At 58.4% G+C, this 13596-nt stretch carries 12 protein-coding genes and 1 tRNA gene; 6 read left to right on the plus strand and 7 right to left on the minus strand.

What is annotated here, in order from left to right:
* Nucleotides 1–291: 291 nt before the first annotated feature.
* Nucleotides 292–1488: an amino acid aminotransferase gene (locus PMI36_RS02195; protein WP_008075952.1), complete on the plus strand. Its 1197-nt coding sequence runs from the start codon at nucleotides 292–294 to the stop codon at nucleotides 1486–1488.
* A gap of 235 nt (nucleotides 1489–1723) precedes the next feature.
* A complete protein-coding gene (locus PMI36_RS02190) occupies nucleotides 1724–1924 on the plus strand; it encodes a hypothetical protein (protein ID WP_008075953.1) in 201 nt (66 codons plus the stop codon).
* Here the strand turns inward: PMI36_RS02190 and PMI36_RS02185 are convergent.
* Nucleotides 1921–2151: a hypothetical protein gene (locus PMI36_RS02185; protein WP_008007186.1), complete on the minus strand. Its 231-nt coding sequence runs from the start codon at nucleotides 2149–2151 to the stop codon at nucleotides 1921–1923. The two genes, PMI36_RS02190 and PMI36_RS02185, sit on opposite strands and share 4 nt — an antisense overlap.
* 225 nt (nucleotides 2152–2376) lie before the next feature.
* On the opposite strand from PMI36_RS02185, the gene PMI36_RS02180 reads away from it, so the two are divergent.
* A tRNA-Asn gene (locus PMI36_RS02180) sits at nucleotides 2377–2452 on the plus strand.
* A gap of 99 nt (nucleotides 2453–2551) precedes the next feature.
* Here the strand turns inward: PMI36_RS02180 and PMI36_RS02175 are convergent.
* From PMI36_RS02175 to PMI36_RS02165, 3 genes are all read right to left on the minus strand, one after another.
* Entirely contained in the window at nucleotides 2552–5638 is a 3087-nt protein-coding gene (locus PMI36_RS02175; RefSeq protein WP_008075954.1) for an efflux RND transporter permease subunit, read from the minus strand.
* On the minus strand, nucleotides 5635–6756 hold the full coding sequence (locus tag PMI36_RS02170) for an efflux RND transporter periplasmic adaptor subunit (RefSeq protein ID WP_008075955.1): 1122 nt from the start codon (nucleotides 6754–6756) through the stop codon (nucleotides 5635–5637). The genes PMI36_RS02175 and PMI36_RS02170 overlap by 4 nt, the downstream gene beginning before the upstream one ends.
* A 179-nt stretch (nucleotides 6757–6935) precedes the next feature.
* Entirely contained in the window at nucleotides 6936–7556 is a 621-nt protein-coding gene (locus PMI36_RS02165) for a TetR/AcrR family transcriptional regulator (protein WP_007905997.1), read from the minus strand.
* An 87-nt stretch (nucleotides 7557–7643) separates the two neighbouring features.
* Here PMI36_RS02165 and PMI36_RS02160 point away from each other — a divergent pair, with 87 nt between their 5' ends.
* Nucleotides 7644–9161, plus strand: coding sequence for an efflux transporter outer membrane subunit (locus PMI36_RS02160; protein WP_008075962.1), 1518 nt, complete (start codon nucleotides 7644–7646; stop codon nucleotides 9159–9161).
* A 152-nt stretch (nucleotides 9162–9313) separates the two neighbouring features.
* Here PMI36_RS02160 and PMI36_RS02155 read toward each other — a convergent pair whose 3' ends face one another.
* Entirely contained in the window at nucleotides 9314–10831 is a 1518-nt protein-coding gene (locus PMI36_RS02155; RefSeq protein WP_008075963.1) for a nucleobase:cation symporter-2 family protein, read from the minus strand.
* Between the two features lie 254 nt (nucleotides 10832–11085).
* Here PMI36_RS02155 and PMI36_RS02150 point away from each other — a divergent pair, with 254 nt between their 5' ends.
* Both PMI36_RS02150 and PMI36_RS02145 read left to right on the plus strand, forming a co-directional pair.
* Nucleotides 11086–11367, plus strand: a complete 282-nt coding sequence (locus PMI36_RS02150) for a BrnT family toxin (protein WP_008075964.1) — start codon at nucleotides 11086–11088, stop codon at nucleotides 11365–11367.
* A 3-nt stretch (nucleotides 11368–11370) separates the two neighbouring features.
* Nucleotides 11371–11715 (plus strand): BrnA antitoxin family protein, encoded by a 345-nt coding sequence (locus PMI36_RS02145; protein WP_008075966.1) that lies wholly within the window; start codon nucleotides 11371–11373, stop codon nucleotides 11713–11715.
* 81 nt (nucleotides 11716–11796) lie between these two features.
* Here the strand turns inward: PMI36_RS02145 and PMI36_RS02140 are convergent, their stop codons facing one another.
* Both PMI36_RS02140 and xth read right to left on the minus strand, forming a co-directional pair.
* The gene (locus PMI36_RS02140) at nucleotides 11797–12636 is read right to left on the minus strand and encodes an arylamine N-acetyltransferase family protein (protein ID WP_008075968.1); all 840 of its coding nucleotides are present in this window, start codon (nucleotides 12634–12636) and stop codon (nucleotides 11797–11799) included.
* Nucleotides 12637–12749: 113 nt separating this feature from the next.
* Complete coding sequence (gene xth / locus PMI36_RS02135; protein ID WP_008075969.1) at nucleotides 12750–13544, minus strand: exodeoxyribonuclease III; 795 nt, start codon at nucleotides 13542–13544, stop codon at nucleotides 12750–12752.
* Nucleotides 13545–13596: the final 52 nt, after the last annotated feature.

Raw genomic sequence — 13596 nt, forward strand, 5'->3', positions numbered from 1 at the left:
AAAAAAACCACAAACGACCGATGTCGCCCAAGGAAAAAACTGGATTGTGCTCAATGTGGAGCCGATTGCCATCGCTTTCAAGGCAAACGTCCTACATCGGGCAAAACCTTTGACGACACCACTCGACCCATGATCGAAAAATAATTGGAAAAACTTACGGTAAAAGCCGAATCGCCTGTCGCCATCAATCGCTGATGGCCTCTATACTAGCTCCCCGTTTGTGCACCGCTCTAGTGCATTCGGCTGGAGCGCGACACGTCCCTCCACACTCCATTCAGAGCCGCCGCAATAATGAGCCTGTTCTCCGCTGTCGAAATGGCACCACGCGATCCAATCCTGGGCCTCAACGAAGCATTCAATGCCGATACCCGTACCAACAAGGTCAACCTGGGGGTCGGTGTTTACTGCGACGAGGAGGGGCGAATTCCACTCCTGCGCGCCGTTGTCGAAGCCGAGACGATTCGCGCCGCTCAACACGTTTCCCGTGGCTACTTGCCGATCGACGGCATCGCCGCCTACGACCAGGCCGTGCAGAAACTGCTGTTCGGCAATGATTCGCCGCTGATCGCCGCTGGCCGGGTTATCACCACCCAAGCCGTCGGCGGTACTGGCGCGCTGAAAATCGGTGCTGATTTCCTCAAGCAACTGCTACCGAACGCCGTCGTGGCCATCAGCGACCCTAGCTGGGAAAACCACCGCGCCCTGTTCGAAACCGCTGGTTTCCCGGTGCAGAACTATCGCTACTACGATGCCGCCACCCACGACGTTAACCGTGCAGGCCTGCTCGAAGACCTGAACGCCCTGCCGTCCGGCTCCATCGTTGTGCTGCACGCTTGCTGCCACAACCCTACCGGCGTGGACCTGAGCCCGGCGGACTGGAAAAACGTACTGGAAGTGGTCAAGGCCAAAGGTCACGTGCCATTCCTCGACATGGCTTACCAGGGCTTTGGCGACGGTATCGATGAAGACGCAGCGGCCGTGCGCCTGTTCGCCGAATCGGACCTGACCTTCTTCGTTTCCAGTTCGTTCTCCAAATCCTTCTCGCTGTACGGCGAGCGCGTTGGCGCCCTGTCGATCGTCAGCGAATCGAAAGAAGAAGGCGCGCGCGTACTGTCGCAAGTCAAACGCGTGATCCGCACCAACTACTCCAACCCGCCGACCCACGGTGCAAGCATCGTCGCCGCCGTGCTGAACAGCCCGGTACTGCGTGCCCAGTGGGAAGAGGAACTGGCAGAAATGCGCCTGCGGATTCGCGGCATGCGCATCCAGATGGTCGACTTGCTGGCGAAAAACGCTCCACAGCGCGATTTCAGCTTCGTCGGTCGCCAGCGCGGCATGTTCTCCTACTCCGGCCTGACGGTTGAGCAGGTAACCCGCCTGCGCAGCGAGTTCGGCATCTATGCCCTGGACACCGGCCGCATCTGCGTTGCCGCGCTGAACCAGAGCAACATCGACGCCGTGACCAAGGCCATCGTTCAGGTGATCTGAGTCCTCGCGTGATACGAAAACGGGAAGCCGCAGGGCTTCCCGTTTTTTATTTGTCTTTGATAATTCCCAGTTCGGCGACCGGTCGCTCTAGACTGCACGCAGATCAAACATGTGGGAGCGGGCTTGCTCGCGAAAGCGGTCTATCTGTCACATTGATGCTGGATGTGCCGCCGCCTTCGCGAGCAAGCCCGCTCCCACAGGTTATGAGTACACCCGAGAATTCTTGAGAACCCACATGAAAAACGATGACCTACGCGCCGACCGCGACGAGCTGGACCACTTCGCGCCCCGCCCTTCGGCCAAACGCGGTAATAACCTGGTCCTGCAAGTGGCTGCGGGCGTATTCCTTGGCGGCCTGGCCTTGTGGCTGGTGCAACTGGCCGCCACGATGCTGTACGCCAAGCTGATGCTCGGCACCATTACCTTCGGCGGTTAAGCCAATTCGGTTGCACGCTGGCTGGCCGCGTCGTCATAGGCCACATAAAGCGACTCGGCCACCTGGCTTTTGATCGCCTTGGTGCTTTCCAGGCCCAAAACAAAACCTTCGGCCTTGCCGCCCGCGCGGTTCAATTCGTCAGCGGTGCTGGCCTGAGTGATTGCGTCGAACAGTTTCTCGGCGTGCGGACCAACACCTTTGGGCAGGCTGATCTGAGCGATGCTCATGCGAACACCCCGCTGTTTTGAAGTGTGAGGGTTGGGTGATTCATGGCGCATACCTTTTCGGCTGAGGGCCGGCAGCGCGTGTCACCACTTCCGGGCGCCCATGGTAGACCTCTACCGCGATTCTGGTAACCGCCAATGGCCGATAACCCCCTCCGATCCGATGAAAACATCAAACTGCCGACAGAGGCTTGACTTCTCTTTTTGAATCAGTAACATAGACGCCATTCCGCGATAGCTCAGTTGGTAGAGCAAGTGACTGTTAATCACTGGGTCCCTGGTTCGAGTCCAGGTCGTGGAGCCATACAAGGTTCCAGAGAAAGTTTCCAAAATCTCTGAACCCCCGAAAAACCCGCCTTTTGGCGGGTTTTTTTCGTTTTGGCGTTTTGTCAGCACTCAGGTATCAAGCAACATGAGTGTTCGCTGCAAGCTCATACGCGGGCTCGGGCTTGATCTTGAACCAGAGGGCGTACATCGCTGGCAGGAACACCAGGGTCAGCACGGTGCCGGCAAACGTACCGCCAATCAGGGTGTAGGCCAGCGTTCCCCAGAACACCGAATGGGTCAGCGGAATGAACGCCAGCATTGCCGCCAACGCCGTGAGAATCACGGGCCTCGCGCGCTGCACAGTGGCTTCGACCACGGCGTTGTAAGGCGACAGGCCGGCTTGCTCATTGGAGTGAATCTGCCCGATGAGGATCAGCGTGTTGCGCATCAGAATCCCTGACAAGGCAATCAGTCCCACCAAGGCGTTGATCCCGAAGGGTTGCTGGAACAGCAGCAGAATTGGCACCACACCAATCAGGCCCAAAGGCGCAGTAGCGAACACCATCATCATTGCCGACATCGAGCGCACCTGAATGATGATGGTCAGCAACATCAGCGCGATCATGATCGGGAACAACGGTAGCAATGCCTTGTTCGCTTTACCCGACTCCTCGATCGAGCCGGCAAACTCGATCCGGTAGCCCGCCGGCAGTTTTTCGATGATGGGCTGCAACTGCGTTATCAAGGCGTTGGAGACATCGGGAGGCTGAAGACCTTCAGCCACGTCACCACGCACAGTTATCGTCGGCGTACGATCACGACGTCGCAGAATGGGTTCCTCCATGCGCACATCCACCGCCCCTACCTGGGACAGCGACACGCGCTGCCCTTGGGCACCGGTCAGCGTGAAGGCGGCAATTTTCGACGGATCCAGACGCGTCTCTCCCGCCGAGCGAGCAACTACCTGAACCGAACGAATATCCTCACGCACCTCGGTGACAGGCACCCCCGTGAGCAGGAATTGCAGCTGTTGCGCGACATCGGTCGAGGTCAAGCCGAATGCTTGCAGGCGATCCTGATCCAGCGTGAGATGAAGTGCCGGTGCGCGCTCGCCCAAATCGGTGTTGACGGTCCTCATCATGGGGCTGGCGGTCATGACCTCACGCACCTGCGCGGCGATATCCCGCAACACTGCGGGGTCGGCGCCCATCACCCGAAAGGCCACCGGATACGGTGAATAAGGACCAAATACCAACTGCGTCACCCGCACCCGGGCTTCAGGCGCCAAGCCATCGGCTACGGCTTGCCTGAGGCGGAGCTTGAGCGCCTCGCGCTCTTGCTGACTCGTGGTCAGGACGACGATTTTTGCGAAGGATGGATCGGGTAGCTCAGGGGCCATCGCCAAATAGAAGCGCGGTGCGCCCTGGCCAATGTAAGCGGTGACGATCCTGGCTTCCGACTGCAGAGCCAACCACGCCTCGACCTTGGCCGCGGCCACATCAGTCTGCTCTATAGAGGTGCCGTAAGGCATCTGCACCTCAACCAGCACCTCAGGTCGGTCGGACGTTGGAAAGAACTGCTTCTTGACCACGCCCATGCCCAGAATCGCAACAACAAACAAGCCAACGACGGATGCAGCCACCAGGCCTTTGCGGCGGATCACACTGCCCAGCAGGCGCCTGAAACGCTGGTAGTTCGGTGTACCGTAAATCGCCGTATGCCCGCCTTCAGGCACCTTGATCTGCGGCAGCAGTTTGACGCCCAGGTAAGGGGTAAACACCACGGCCACCACCCAGGAAGTGATCAGCGCAATGCCAACGATCCAGAACATGTTCGCGGTGTATTCACCTGCGGTCGACTTGGCAAAACCGTTGGGCATAAAGCCGATCGCCGTCACCAATGTCCCCGACAACATCGGCGCGGCCGTGTGGCTCCAGGCATAAGCGGAGGCCTTGATTCGGTCGTAGCCCTCCTCCATCTTCACCACCATCATTTCAATGGCAATGATTGCATCGTCCACCAGCAGCCCCAATGCCAGAATCAACGAACCCAGGGTAATTCGATCGAAGTCTTTGCCCGTGGCCGCCATGACAATGAACACGGCCGCCAGGGTCAGCGGCACCGCCGCGGCAACCACAACGCCGACACGCCAGCCCATGCTGAGGAAACACACCAGCAGCACCACGCCCAGGGCAGCAAAAAACTTCACCATGAACTCGTTGACGGATGCGCCAATATTCACCGCCTGATCCGTGACCTTGGTCAGGCTCATGCCCAAAGGCATCTGCTCGTTGATCGCTGTTGCCTCGGCCTCCAGCGACTTCCCCAGATCCAGACCGTTCCAGCCATCGCGCATAACCACGCCGAGCAACAATGCGGGCTCGCCATTGTTGCGTACCAGGAACGTCGCAGGGTCCTCATAACCGCGCTTGACCTCAGCCACATCGGACAACTTGAGGGTTCTGCCCTGCACCGTCAGTGGGGTATTACGAATCTTCTGCAGGTCATCAAACGCGCCATCCAGGCGGATGAAAACCTGTGGGCCCTTAGCTTCAACCGAGCCGGCCGGCGTTATCATGTTCTGCGTGTTCAACGCACTGAAGATGTCTCGTGCGGAAATGCCCAATGTCGCCAGACGCTCGTAGGACAGCTCGACAAAAATGCGCTCGGCCTGTTCACCGATGATGTTGACCTTCTTCACACCCGCCACATGCAGCAGACGCTGGCGCAAGCTCTCGGCTTCGCGCACCAACAGACGTTGCGGCTCGCCCTTGGCCTTGAGCGCATAGAGCGCGAAGGTGACATCGGAATACTCATCATTGACCATCGGGCCGATCACCCCTGACGGCAACCCCTTCTGCTCATCCAGGATTTTCTTGCGCGCCTGGTAAAACTCCTCCTGGACGGCTGAGGGCGGCGTGCTATCAAGCAGATAAACCGTGGTGAATGCCAAGCCGGGCCGGGTAAAGGTCTCGGTCCGGTCGTACCAACGCAGTTCCTGCATGCGTTTTTCCAGCTTTTCTACCACCTGGTCTTGCATCTCCTGGGCCGTCGCCCCAGGCCAGGCGGTGACCACCGTCATTTGTTTAATGGTGAATGCGGGGTCTTCCGCACGCCCCAGTTTGAAGAAGGCGTACAACCCACCCACAGAAATCAGCAGGATCAAAAACAGGGTGATTGAGCGCTCGCGTACGGCCAGCGCCGAAAGATTGAAGCCGCTCATCGACTTACCTCAACCACTGAATTTTGCGGAGCATCGGCGAGTTCAGTCCTGACCTTCTCTCCCTCGCTCAGCAAGTGAGCACCCAATACGACAACACGATCACCCACCTGCAGATCCCCCGTCACGCGCACGCTGGCCTCGTTATTCAGGCTGCGAACCTTGACCGGGCGCCATACCACATGCTCCGGCTCTCCCCCAACCACCCAGACACCCGGGCCTTTACCCCCGTCGTAGAGGGCCCCCATGGGCACCTGGAATTCCTTGGCATCAGCAACATCCGTGTCGGCGATAACCACTGAGATCGTCGAACCCAGGGTGGCGTTGGAGAGCGCCCCTTCCAGCACATAACGCGCTTCAAACGTTCGGGTCTGTCGGTCTGCAGAGTCGGACAGCTGACGTAAACGGGCGCTGCCTGCACGCTGGTTCTGCCCGTAGAGCTCAACCGTCGCCGCCGAGCCCAGCGCAGGACGTAGCGTCTCGGGTAACTGGATCACGGCCTCGCGCTGCCCTGAATGGGCAACGCGTACCACCATCTGTCCTGCGCCAACCACCTGACCCGGCTCCGCCAAGGTATCCACTACAACCCCATCAGCATCCGCCAGCAACGTCGAATAACCGGTCGCGTTTTTCGCCACATCAGCCTGAGCCCGGGCAGCGTTTAGCTGAGCCTTCGCCGAGTCGGCAGCCGCTTTGATCCCTGCGTAAGCTGAGGCAGATACCGCACCGACGGACACCAAATCACGGTAGCGAAGTTCATCATCGGAGGCCTGCCGGGCTCGGGCCATAGCGGCCAGCACCGCTTCCTGCTGCGCCCTGGCGGTCAGCGTCAGGTCGTTGGCATCGATGCGCATAAGTGGCTGCCCACGTTTGACACTCTGCCCAGCGTCCACCAAGCGCTCCAAGACTTTCCCAGGCACCCGAAAACCGAGATCGCTCTGAACTCGAGCCGCGACGATACCGGTGAATACCCGTGCCGCAGGCACGGAGGGTTGAACCACGCCGATGCGCACCAAGGGCACTTGAAGGCGAGGATCGGCAGGCGTGGCCTCGTTGCAGGCCGCCAGGGCAAACGGCAACAAGGCAATGAAAATGAGTGACATGCGATGGCGCTGGATCATAAAGACCTCTCGGTAGCGGATGCACCATACTTATTCAAGTGACCAATTCTGTCAATAGTCACCACCGAGACGAATGAACATTCCCCAACTTGATCAGAGCAAGGCAGAGAGGCTTGATATCTGGTTTTTTCAGGCGCACACGCTGATACGGATGCGCAGCGCATCCGTCAGCGGACGGTTTAAGGCATCAGGCTGCGCAGAACAAGATTGGAGATAAGAGAAGGGGCTTCTTCAACAAAATCGAGGTTGTACTGCAATAGCAAAGGATTGATAAAGGGCCGTAGAGCAAGATGAATCGCCTCTACCGTCTCGTCCAGCGGTGTCTTGCGTTCAAACTCGCCGAGCTCTCGCCCCTCACGCACGATTTGCGACACGAAGCTCTTGATCTGAGCGTCATAGACTTGTGAGCTGGGCCAGCGCTCCGATGCGGCGAACGCTGCGATGTCATAGAGTTTACGGTCATTAAAGAACAGGCTCACACCTGTAGCGATTAAGGTTTTGACCAGGCGCCGAAAACGTTCAGTCGGCGAGATGCCGTCTACATTGATGGCCTGCTCAACTGCCGCAACGATTTCAGTCAGGCAATTTGTACAGATTGCTTCACCAATCGCCTGCTTGGATTCAAAGAATTTGTAGATGTAAGCCTTGGAAAAGCCGATGGCCTTGGCTAGGTCAGAAACCGTTGTTTTGCCATAACCGTACTGACTGAAATGCTCGTTGGCCGCCGCGACAATCTGGTCTCGAATGTCATGATCGACTGGGCCACGGGCGCTGGGCGAAGAAACTGATGGCTGATTCATGCGAGCAGCTTACTCATCCCAAAGGTGGTTGACAACTTGTGACCAAATTGTAATATCGTCACAAAACAACCCTTTCGCAGGTATCGCATGCACCCTCCTCCTCGTTTCGCCGGCTTACTGTGTTTGGGTATGGTTGCAGGTTGCGCAGTGGGCCCCGACTACTCAGAACCTAGTGTGGAATTGCCCGAGCATTTCTCGGCGCAAACGTCCAAGGCACGACAAGTGGGCGCCGCAAATGCCGATCTCTCCGCTTGGTGGAATGCATTTAATGACCCGATACTCAATCAGCTGATAAATCGATCACTTGAACAGAACCTCGATTTAGCCCAGGCAAGTGCAAGGATCGAGCAGGCTCGCGCCGGTTTGGGCGCAGCTAACGCAGCTCTCCTGCCGTCGGCTACCGTCAACGGTCAAGCGGCCCGAGCCCGTCAGTCATTGGAGACTCCGTTGGGTCAAGTGCTGAATTCAGCCCCTTCCTACAATCGCTACGGCAGTGCCTATGAGGCGAATTTGAATGCCGGTTGGGAGCTGGATGTGTTTGGCGGGCTGCGCCGAGGTAAAGAAGCCGCCTTCGCCGATTATCAGGCCTCACAAGCCGGGGCGATTGCCACACGCCTGGCAGTGGTCGCGCAGACAGCCGATCTTTACATCAGCCTCCGTGGCCTTCAAGCACGCCTGGAAATAGCCCGCCAGCAAGTAGACACACGACAACAACTGCTCACCACCATCGAACATCTCTACGCAAAAGGCCTGGCGGCTGAACTGCAGTTGAACCAGACCCAAGGCGCGCTGAATCAAGCGCAGGCCACCGTTCCGGTACTGCAAGCAGGCATTGACGCGGCAATGAATGCGCTGGATGTCATGTTGGGCAAGGCGCCCGGCACTTATAGCGCGCAGTTGACTAAGCCGGCGCCCATCCCTGATGTGCCAGGCCTCTCGGACATGGGGGCTCCGGCCGACCTGCTGCGTCGGCGTCCAGACTTGATCGTCGCTGAGCGCCGACTTGCGGCATCCAACGCACGCATCGGCGAAGCCATGTCCGAGTACTACCCCAAACTGTCTGTGGGGGCGCTGCTCGGCAGTGCTACCTCGGTATCCAGCACAAACCTGTTCAGCAACGGCGCCAGTCAGGCTTCGGCGGCACTGGGATTACGTTGGAGGCTGTTCGATTTTGGCCGCATCAACGCTCAAATTGATTTGGCGAAAGGCCAGGAAGCCGAAGCCTTAGCCGCTTACCGCCAGTCCGTTCTGCGGGCCTGCGAAGATGTGGAAAGCGCTTTTTCAGCGCTGATCAACCGCGAGCAACAATCGACACAACTCGCCCAGGGTGAGTCGGCGTATGCGAAAGCCCGAGCGACGTCGTTTGTCGCTTATGAAAAAGGCGTGGTCAGCCTGATCGAAGTGCTGGATGCCGATGAACACCTTTTAGCGGCATCTGATGGCAGAGCTCAGGCACAAACTGAATTGGCTCGCGCTGCAGTGGCCACGTTCAAAGCATTGGGCGGCGGTTGGCAGCGGGACGACTCAGATGCTCGCGTTATCTCAAAAAGAGCGGGAACTCGAATGTTTTTTCCTGATCCAGGGATATCGAAAGAACTCCAATAAAAAGATTCAGGGGCTTTTCTGTGCTCGCCATAAAGTCAAAAGATCGCAGCCTGCGGCAGCTCCTACGGAGATCGCATCTCACACGAATTCCCTTAGGAGCTGCCGTAGGCTGCGATCTTTTGATCTACCTGCCTTTTTACCGGGTACCGCCGTCAAACATGCTCACTGCTTTTCGCATGCACCGCCCGCGGCTCGGCATGCCCATGCTCTGCCTCCACCACCGGAATCTCGTTCCCGTCGCAGTCACGCAGCTTACCTTCACTGAAGTAATCCCCTTCCCGAAATGCCGCCAGATCCTGATAACGCAAGACTCGCTCGGTACCGGCCGCAAACACCGATTGTTGATCCGAGTTGCCGGCAGTGAGGTGGTTGAAGGCCAGGTTCAGCACGATGGCCATGATTGCCGAGGAGCTGATGCCCGAGTGGAAGATCGTCGCGAACCAGCTGGGGAAGTGGTCGTAGAAATTCGGTGCGGCGATGGGGATCATGCCGAAACCGATGGAGGTGGCGACGATGATCAGGTTGACGTTGTTGCGGTAGTCGACCTTGGACAGTGTCCGAATGCCGCTGGCCGCCACAGTGCCGAACAGCACGATGCCGGCGCCGCCGAGTACGGAGGTTGGCACGGCAGCGATGACCCGGCCCATGAAGGGCAGCAAACCGAGCACCACCAGGAACACACCGCCGGTGGCCACCACGAAACGGCTCTTGATTCCGGTGACCGCCACCAGCCCGACGTTCTGGGCGAAAGCACTCTGGGTGAAGGAGCCGAAGATCGGCGCGATCATGCTCGACAGCATGTCGGCGCGCAGGCCGTTGCCCAGGCGTTTGGAGTCGACTTTGGTGTCGATGATTTCACCGACGGCCAGAATGTCGGCGGAGGTTTCCACCAGGGTCACCATGATCACAATGCACATCGACAGAATCGCGGCGAAGTGGAAGGTCGGCATGCCGAAATGGAACGGTGCCGGGAAGCCGAACATCGGGCCTTGGGTGACGGACGAGAAATCCGCCATGCCGAGGAACACGGCGATGACGGTGCCAATGACCATTGCCAAGAGGATCGACAAACGGGAGATAGTTGCACTGCCGATCTTGCTCAGTAGCAGTACCAGCACCAACGTCACCGCCGCCAGGCCGATGTTTGCCATGCTGCCGAAGTCCGGGGCATGGCTGTTGCCGCCCATGGCCCAGCGCGCGGCCACCGGCATCAGCGTCAGGCCGATAGTGGTGATCACAATGCCGGTTACCAACGGCGGAAAGAACTTGGTGATTCGCGAGAACACTGGCGTGATCAGCAAGCCGATCAACGACGCGGCAATCACCGCCCCGAGAATCGACTGAAAGCCACCCTCCCCACCGCTGCTGACAATCGCCACCATGGTCGCAACGCCGGAGAACGACACGCCCTGCACCAGCGGCAACTGACAACCGAAAAACGGTAAACCCAGGGTCTGCAGCAACGTCGCCAGCCCCCCTGCAAACAATGAAGCAGCAATCAACAAACCGATGTCCGCCGGCGAGAGCCCGGCCGCTTGGCCGATGATCAAGGGCACCGCGACGATACCACCGTACATGGTCAGAACGTGTTGCAGGCCGTAAGCCATATTCGCGCCGATCCCGAGATTCTCATCCTCGGGCCGTTGTTGTGAAACATGGGGCGTTTTCATGGTTGGGGGGTTCCCTGGTTTTTGTTGTGCGCACACTGTATTCAATAGTCAGGACAAATGTCTATAGAGTTGTATACAACTAGCCAGTCAGATTACGGACAGATGTTCACACTGCCCTTTAGCCGTAGAGCCCCCGGCCTAAAAAACTCTTGAAATACATCCTTCCTCCCCTTTCCCTCCCCACCGCTAATCTTTTGCTTTCCAAGCGACCGCCGGCACGGCCGCCCCTCGCTTATACATATAAAGTATGCATAATGAAGTCATTCGAAATTCAGTACCACAAGGCAAAGAACGCGGCCAACAAACTGAAGCATCAAGGCGTCAGCCTCGCCGAGACAGAACCCGTGTTTTATGACGAACGAGCTCTGATGCTTCAGGACAACCACCATGATGAGCAGCGATGGATCATCATCGGGCTGGATGCCAAAGGTCGACTGCTGGTCGTTGCATACACCTACCGCGACCCGAATTTCGTGCGAATCATTTCCGCGCGCATCGCCACCAAAAACGAGCGTCGCCACTATATGGAGGCTTGACCGATGAAAGATGAATACGACTTCAGCAATGCCAAGCGTGGAGCGGTTGCCTCCAGCAAAGGCAAGACCCGAATCACCATCATGCTCGATGATGTCGTCATAGAGGCCGCGCGCGTGCTGGCAGAAAGCGAGGGGTACGGCTACCAGACGGTGATCAACAATACCCTGCGCCAGGCATTGCTCAGCGATAAAGGCAAAACGGCGAAGCCCGATCAGAACACTGCCGGTGCAAATGTCGGGCATTTCAAAAAAGGCCTCACCGCCTCCGAGCTGAAAAGCCTGGAGAAAAAGTTGTCAGAGGTCCTCAGCGAAATCCATCACGTGATGGAGCTTGAGGTTCGTTCCTAGGCACAAAACCAACACACCCACGCCTGGATCGAGCAAAAGAAAAAGGGGCTAATTGATCAAATCCGCCCCTTTGCGTGGAGCTCAATTTGCCTGCGACACAGGCTCAATCAACCGCCCCAGCGCCCGCTTCAACACTTCCTGCGCCGGCACTCGAATCCCGAATTCGCTTTCCAGTAACCCAATCAACTCATCCACATCCGCCACCTGCCGCCGTTCGCTGTCGCTGCCCATGCGATGAATGGCAAAGCTGCCGTTGTTCAATGTGCGCCGCCATCCCTCCCCCGTACGCGCCACCATCAATTGTTTCACGAAGGATGATTCGGGATGGGTCGAGACGTACCAGTTGCCGAGGGTGTAATCGATGTCTTCCTGACGTTGCAGGTCGAAGATGTACATCGCCCGCCATTCACCACCGACGTTGGCGCGCAGGGTGTAGCCGTCGGCATGCGGTTCGATGCGATAGGGTTCGTGGGGAGTGAGCTGTTCGGCCTCCGTGTCGAGCATCAACGGGGCGGTGGGCACCATGCCGCCGAAGCCGACGTCAGTGATGTAGCGCACGCCGTCGAGGGTTACCAGACTCAAGCGGTGAGTGCGAGCGGTCCAGGCACCTTCCGGCTGGTTCATGACCACGCGACCGGTGATGCCGCGCGCCTCGAAACCCAGCGTCTGAAGCAAGGCCAGGAACAGGTTGTTGAGTTCGTAGCAGTAGCCACCACGACCGTCGTGCAGGACTTTCTGCTCGATGGACGGCAGATCGATGAGCACCGGTTCGCCCATTAAAGTGGTGAGGTTTTCGAACGGGAAGGCACCGGTGTGGCGCAGTTGCAGTTGGCGCAGGGTTTCCAGGGTTGGCGCCGGGGGCGCATCGAAGCCCAGGCGTTGCAGGTACAGCGCAAGATTCGTCAGTCGTGTCTCGCTCATCGCTCAATCCTTTATGCAGAGGTCCGCGGATCGCTCCGCCGATGGGCGCCATGTATAAGGGATAACACGGTCGGACTGACAATTGATTTAGCCAATCGCCGCACGTGCCAGACCTATCGCCGCTTGCGTGAACCCAATCGAATCCATGTCGGCGCATGATCGCTGGCATGAGGTTCGTTGCGAACCCAGGCATCGACGCCAGCCTCCTGCAGGTAAGGACTCAGTGCCGGGTTGAGCAGCAGATGATCGATGCGCAACCCCGAATTTTTCTGCCAGTGCTGCCGGAAATAATCCCAGAAGGTGTAGATCCGCTCCTCTGGATACAGATAACGCAGCGAATCGGTCCACCCCTGATCCAGCAACCGCTGATAACACGCGCGACTCTCGGGTTGCAGCAGCGCATCTTTGAGCCAGGAGCGCGGGTTGTAGATGTCCAGATCGGTGGGCACCACGTTGTAATCACCGGCCAGCACCACAGGATGGTCGCTGCTCTGCAAGTCCTTGGCGTGCGAGATCAGCCGCTCGAACCACGCCAGTTTGTAATCGAACTTCGGCCCCGGCTGCGGGTTGCCATTGGGCAGGTACAGACATCCCACCAGAACCCCATGCACGGCGGCTTCCACGTAGCGGCTATGGGTATCGCTGTCATCACCTGGCAAACCGCGCCGGCTCTCCAACGGCTGCGCATCGCGCGCCAGAATCGCCACCCCGTTCCACGACACCTGGCCGTGCCAGACGGCGCCATACCCGGCCGCCTCCAGTTCGGCGACGGGGAATGCGCCATCCACCGATTTGAGTTCCTGCAAACAGGCGATGTCTGGCTGTTCTCGCGCAAGCCAGGCCAGCAGATTCGGCAAGCGGGCGCGCATGCCGTTGACGTTGAAGGTGGCGATTTTCAGGTTCTTCATGATCCGACGCTCGCAACGGATGAGGCGGTATCCAGTTGTGACCGGGGTGCGC

This window comes from Pseudomonas sp. GM79 (assembly GCF_000282495.1).
Lineage (GTDB): Bacteria > Pseudomonadota > Gammaproteobacteria > Pseudomonadales > Pseudomonadaceae > Aquipseudomonas.